Here is a 5,909-nt window from a genome sequence, read left to right as displayed (position 1 = left end):
TACGACAAAACCAAAGAGTCCTACCTCGGCTTCGTCAATCTCGTCTCAGCCCTGCAATGGATACCCTTTGTCCACGAAACCTAGGTCGGACGCCACGAACGATGAATTCATGCTGGTCAATAAGGTAAGATATGCGATAAGGTCCGGCGTGAGGGTTGTTCCCTCCCAATAGAGCCACTGATCGCATGATGCTCTTTCGTGAACATCGGCTGGCACTAACGCGCGCGCCGCCAAACGTGTTCTCACAATGTAGTTCAAGATTGCGCCGACTTCCCATAAGACGAAGCCGTTGTCGTCGATAGCCGGAACTCTACCATTCGGATTGATCGTCTTCCTGTATTCGGAACCGAGCGGTCTGACCTCGTTACGCCGATCCAAGTCGATCGTTTCGAACGGCTCGCCGATTTCCTGAAGAGTTATTGAGATCTTGGTGGCTTGCCGCGCACCGCGGAGGTCGTCGTTATCCGGCAATATAGTATAGAATTTTAGCATTGTTGCGTCCCTCCACTCTTCAATCTAGCTTCTCTTTGTTCAGAACTCGTAGGCTCCCCTTCATCAACTTTTACTTTTTTGCTCCGGGTTTTCCGTGGAATTTTTTTAGCCATGCGGGTCCGAAACGCGCCTGCGGCCGAATCATAAAAGTTTTCTTTTATTTCGAAATGGCGCGGGTCGAGCGCATCCGGTAATTCTTGTATCCCCCAGCGAGGCAACCACTTCACCACTGGGCTGTCCGCTTCCGCGAGGAAGAGGACGGCATTCGCTATTGGACGCCACTCTTCAGGAATTTTGTCGGGATGGTATCGGTCGAGTACCTCGAGTATTTTGTCGAGCTCTCCGGTTAGGATCCGATGAAACTCCTTTAGCCGCTCGGGGCTCGTAACATGGCGGAGCTCCTGACGTTCTTCCGTCGTCGTCGGTGAATATTCCGAGAGATAGCCACTGAGCTTACTTGATAGCTCAGAGAGATACTCGGCTTGTGATGACGGCACTTCTTGCTCCTCCGTTCGTTAGGTCGTCCATAGCCTTTGGCAATGGCGGTATGCGAGTCCTACCTTCGTTATACGTAACATGCAAGCGTGATGTGTAACATGCAACCGGATGCGACGCCTCCAAAATCTTAACGGCCCGGACAGCCTTGAGCTGGCGGCGGTGGTCGGCATTGACCCGGCGTCGGAGGGGCTGGCGATAGCTCTCGCGCCGAGTTGCCACTAGCCATGAGGGGCTGGACGGACTCAAGGCCATGCCGGTCTATCCGGAGGTCGGCGTGGTGTTAGACGCCACCTCGGCCTATGCTCACAAAAAGCATGATTCGGTGCTGCGCGCCGACGGCAAGCAGATTGTCGACCTCACTCCCGCGGCGCTCGGGCCGTTCACTGCTCCGCCGGTCAATTTTGACGCCAATCTCGACCTGGACAATGTCAACATTGTGACGTGCGGCGGCCAGGCGACGATCCCGATCGTAGCGGCGGTGAGCCGGGTGACCAAGGTCCATTATGCAGAAATCGTTGCCGGTCTCGTCGCGCTCGGCTGGTCCGGGCACGCGCGCCAACGTCGACGAATTAACCCATACCACAGCCAACGGCATCGAGGTGGTCGGCGGCGCCGGCAAGGGGCGCGCGATCATCATCGTCAATCCGGCCGAGCCGCCGATGATCATGCGCGACGCGGTGTTCACGCTGACCGACTAAGTCGACGAGGAGAAGATCCGCCAGTCGGTCGAGGACATGGTCGCCTCCGTCCAGTCCTACGTGCCGGGCTACCGCCTTAAGTAGGAAGTGCAGTTCGAGCGGTTCGGGTCCAACAACCTGCTCAAGATCCCGGGCGATAGCGAGTTCGCCGGGCTCAAGACCAGCGTGTTCCCCGAGGTCGAGGGGCGGGAGATTATCTCCCGAAATATGCGGGCAATCTCGACATCATGACCGCCGCGGCCAAGGCGGCCGGCGAGATGCTCGCCACCCGCATACTCAATCGGAGGGCAGCGGCATGACTGTTTGGTCCCAGCATTTGATAGTGCGGGTTTAGGCGGAAACGTTCAGGTTGGTTTGTCTAGCATTTGCAGATGTATTCGTAGGGTGTGAGGCCGCGCAGGGTCTTCAGTTGACGGCCGTAGTTGTAGGTGTTGATGAGGTCGTGGAGGTGTGCGGTCAGCTGGGCATAGCTATCGTAGTGGTAGCGCTGGACCGTCGCCTCCTTGATCGTCCGGTTCATTCGCTCCACCTGGCCGTTAGTCCAGGATGCTTTGTTATGGGTACCGAAACGCCGCGAAAGGCCCGCGCAGAGCAGGACGACCGCGCTCACTTCGAGCGGGAGGATCAGGGACTGTCAGGATTTCCGTGTGCGGGCGGGCATAATGGGTAAGAAGGAGTCCCACTATGTCCCGACGCAAGGAGCCGGCGATCCCGGCTGATCTGCGTGATCAACTTCTGGCAGGCACGGATGCAGCCACCGCGCTGGATCAGGGCGGACTGCTGGATACGCTGAAGAAGGCGCCGGCCGAGCGCGCGCTCAATGCCGAGATGGATTATCATCTGGGCGGCGATGAGCAGGCCGGGAACAACCGCAATGGCTACGGCCGCAAGACGGTTTTGACCGACACCGGCAAGATCGACATTGAGGTTCCGCGCGACCGGCAAGGCAGCTTCGATCCGCAACTGATCGCCAAGTATCAGCGCCGCTTTCCGGGCTTCGATGACAAGATCGTCTCGATGTACGCGCGCGGCATGAGCACGCGGGAGATCACCGGCCATCTACGCGAGTTGTATGGCCTCGATGTCTCGCCCGACCTGATCTCGACCGTCACCGATGCCGTGCTCGAGGAGGTTGCCGCCTGGCAGCAACGCCCGCTCGATCCGGCCTATCCGCTGGTGTTCTTCGACGCCATTCGCGTGAAGATCCGCGACGAGGGCATGGTCCGCAGCAAGGCGATCCACATCGCGCTGGGGGTGCGCGCCGACGGCGCCAAGGAGGTGCTCGGCTTGTGGCTGGAGCAGAACGAAGGCGCCAAGTTCTGGCTCAGGGTGATGAACGAGCTTCGGAACCGCGGCACGGAGGATATCCTGCTGGCCGTCGTCGATGGCCTCAAGGGCTTCCCCGAGGCGATTACCGCTGTTTTCCCGGAAGCCATCGTCCAGACGTGCATCGTTCATCTGCTCAGGAACTCGATGGACTTCGTCTCCTGGAAGGATCGCAAGGGGCTGGCGACAGCACTCAAGGAAATCTACCGCGCGCCCAGCGCCGATGCGGCCGAAAAGGCGTTGACGGCGTTCGAGGCTGGCCCGTGGGGCCAGCGCTATCCCGCCATCGGTCAAAGCTGGCGGCGCGCCTGGGCCGAGGTCATCCCGTTCTTCGCCTTCCCCGACGAGGTCCGCAGGATCGTCTATACGACGAACGCGATCGAGGCGCTTAACTCGAAGCTCAGGCGCGCCGTCCGGGCCAGGGGCCACTTCCCCAGCGACGACGCCGCGACCAAGCTGCTCTATCTGATCTTGAACCGGTCAGAGAAAGAGTGGAAAATGCCGCCACGTGAGTGGTCCATGGCCAAGGCCCAGTTCGCCGTCATCTTCGGCGAGCGCTTCATCAAAGCCATGGCGGCGTAATGTGCAATCGCCCGCCCGCACACGGAAATCCTGACAGTCCCGGAGGATCATGGTAGTACCGCACGATAAGCAGTGACGATCTCTGCCAATGCCGAGAGCGCGAGCGTTGCGGGGTCACGCGAGCTTGGGATTAGACCAACCGGACCCCGCACGCGCGCAATTCGTTCGTTCGAAACGCCTTCCGCGGCCAGGGCGGCCCGCCGTACTTTATGCGTGCCAGTGCTGCCCATCGCACCAACCCAAAATGAAGTCGTATCGAGAGCCCGCGCAATCAGCGGCGGCTCCCAGTCATGGTCATGGAAGAGGAAGAGGAAGGCGGACCAGGGATCACCTTCCAACGCCAGCGGACTACCCGCAGATAGTAGCCGCACTGACCGCGCCTTCTCCGCCAGGCCCGACGCGACGACCTGGCCGTCAGGCGAGTAGATTTCGACCGAAGCACCAAAGCTGCGGCAGAGACGGAGCATTGTCAGCATCTCCGCGCCCTGCCCAAAAAGGATTACTCGAAGCGGCGGGACGTGATGAACGCAGAAGGCTCCGTTGTCCCAGCCTGTCCCTGCCAGTATCCCCCCGCAAGAAACCGAAAGAGGCGCGGCACGGTCAAGTCTCAAGACGATCGGCTGACGGGCGCCGAGACATACAAGCGCCCTTTCGATTAAATCGACCCGCGGATCGGGTTGAAAAAGCACGTCCATTCCGCCCCCGCATGGAAGTCGGATATCGATATAGGGCGAGCCTTCGCCGAAACGGATGCTACGGGAGAAGCCCTCCCCAAGTACAGCCAGCGCCTCGGCGACGATTGCCTCCTCGACGCAGCCACTCGAGAAGGAGCCGGCATTGTGACCGTTGTCGAGCACCGCCATGTGCGTGCCGACTGCGCGGGCACCAGTCCCAGTGAGCCCGGTAATCGTAGCCAGAACGCCGCGATGGCCATCACGCACACCCTCTACCAACGTACGGAAGACCTCCTCCGTCGTTGCCGCCGGTGCGCTCGTCCTCGCATCAGAAAGAATGAGTTATCTCCCGACGTGTCGTCATTTTCCAGCAAAATCGCTGGTCTGAGTTTGAAGTTTCTACCAGCATTCGCAGAGACTCGCACCATTTTTATGGCGCTTGGCAGGATTGATCGGGCCCCACCGATTGGTCCAGGTTGATTATGGGATGGCCCGCCCTTTTCTCCGGCATCGGTTATGATGCCGGTATCTGAAGAGGGAAAGGAACGGACCGATGTCTATTGTGATCCTTGGTGTTGATCTAGGCAAGAACTCGTGCAGCGTGGTGGGCGTTGACGCGATCGGCGCGGTGGTCGTGCGGCGATCGATGCGCCGCCAGACACTGATCGACTATGTTTCAAAGCTTTCGGCCTGCGTGGTCGCGATGGAAGCTTGTTGCGGTGCCCACCATCTGGGTCGCCTGTTTGCTGCGCACGGACACGAGATCCGCTTGATGTCGCCGGAGTACGTTCGCCCGTATGTGAAGGCGCAGAAGAACGATGACCGCGATGCCGAGGGGATCGCCGAGGCCGCCTCGCGCCCGACGATGCGCTTCGTCGAGCTCAAGAGCCAGGAGCAACTGGACATCCAGACCTTGCACCGCGTGCGTTCGCGCCTCGTGGCCGAGCGCACCAGCCTGATCAACCAGTTGCGGGCGATCCTGCTGGAACGCGGGGTGATTTTCCCGGTCGGGCGGCGCAAGCTCGAGCTTGGCGTCGATGGCATGCTGGCCGGGGACGACGCGCCATTATCGCCGCGCGTGCGCCACCTGGTTGGCGAGTTGCGCGGCGAATGGAAAGAACTCGATGCGAAGATTGAGGCGCTGAACGGAGAGTTCGTCGAACTGGCACGCAATGATGCGGCCGCGCGAAGATTGACATCGATTCCCGGCGTCGGGGTATTGAACGCGACGGCCGTGATCGCCGCGGTAGGCGATGCAAGCAGCTTCGCCAAAGCCAGAGACCTGGGCTCCTGGCTCGGTCTGGTTCCCAGGCAGCACACCACCGGCGGCAAGGCCCGGCTTCTTAGCATTTCCAAGCGTGGCAACACCTACTTGCGCACCCTGCTCATTCACGGCGCCCGAGTAGCACTGCCATCGCTGTCGCAGAGCGACACGCCGCTGGGGCGATGGCTCAAGGCGATGATGGACCGCGGAGTCCACCGCAACGCCGTGGTGGTGGCGCTGGCTAACAAGCTGGCGCGGATCGCTTGGGCGACCCTGCGCAAGGAAACAAGCGTGCCTATCCGGTTGACGCATACACCCACTAGGGATAGATTGTGTGCGTGAAGCGGGTAGTGGGTTATGGACGTTCTCGGCCGC

Annotated in this window: 5 protein-coding genes and 2 pseudogenes; 3 read left to right on the top strand and 4 right to left on the bottom strand. The window is 60.4% G+C overall.

Features of this window, described 5'->3' with window-relative positions:
- Window positions 1–45: 45 nt before the first annotated feature.
- A complete protein-coding gene (locus K7W03_RS26425) occupies window positions 46–492 on the bottom strand; it encodes a glutathione S-transferase family protein (RefSeq protein WP_222887875.1) in 447 nt (148 codons plus the stop codon).
- On the bottom strand, window positions 486–989 hold the full coding sequence (locus K7W03_RS26420) for a hypothetical protein (RefSeq protein WP_222887873.1): 504 nt from the start codon (window positions 987–989) through the stop codon (window positions 486–488). The genes K7W03_RS26425 and K7W03_RS26420 overlap by 7 nt, the downstream gene beginning before the upstream one ends.
- A gap of 251 nt (window positions 990–1,240) precedes the next feature.
- Here K7W03_RS26420 and K7W03_RS28410 point away from each other — a divergent pair.
- Window positions 1,241–1,772 (top strand): annotated as a pseudogene (locus tag K7W03_RS28410) (hypothetical protein).
- A gap of 277 nt (window positions 1,773–2,049) precedes the next feature.
- Here the strand turns inward: K7W03_RS28410 and K7W03_RS26410 are convergent.
- Window positions 2,050–2,232 (bottom strand): annotated as a pseudogene (locus tag K7W03_RS26410) (integrase core domain-containing protein); the annotation flags it as partial.
- A gap of 140 nt (window positions 2,233–2,372) precedes the next feature.
- On the opposite strand from K7W03_RS26410, the gene K7W03_RS26405 reads away from it, so the two are divergent.
- Window positions 2,373–3,596 carry an IS256 family transposase gene (locus tag K7W03_RS26405; RefSeq protein WP_222887871.1) on the top strand — a complete coding sequence of 408 codons (1,224 nt, stop codon included), beginning with the start codon at window positions 2,373–2,375 and terminating at the stop codon, window positions 3,594–3,596.
- 47 nt (window positions 3,597–3,643) lie between these two features.
- Here K7W03_RS26405 and K7W03_RS26400 read toward each other — a convergent pair whose 3' ends face one another.
- Window positions 3,644–4,537, bottom strand: coding sequence for an XdhC family protein (locus K7W03_RS26400; RefSeq protein WP_319024350.1), 894 nt, complete (start codon window positions 4,535–4,537; stop codon window positions 3,644–3,646).
- A 286-nt stretch (window positions 4,538–4,823) separates the two neighbouring features.
- Here K7W03_RS26400 and K7W03_RS26395 point away from each other — a divergent pair, with 286 nt between their 5' ends.
- Window positions 4,824–5,876 carry an IS110 family transposase gene (locus K7W03_RS26395; RefSeq protein ID WP_222887867.1) on the top strand — a complete coding sequence of 351 codons (1,053 nt, stop codon included), beginning with the start codon at window positions 4,824–4,826 and terminating at the stop codon, window positions 5,874–5,876.
- Window positions 5,877–5,909 lie beyond the last annotated feature (33 nt).

Origin of the sequence: Sphingobium sp. PNB (assembly GCF_019873065.1) — a bacterium.
Lineage (GTDB): Bacteria > Pseudomonadota > Alphaproteobacteria > Sphingomonadales > Sphingomonadaceae > Sphingobium > Sphingobium fuliginis.
Note: the sequence above shows the minus strand (reverse complement) of the source record. Positions and strands in the feature narration are given on the sequence as shown.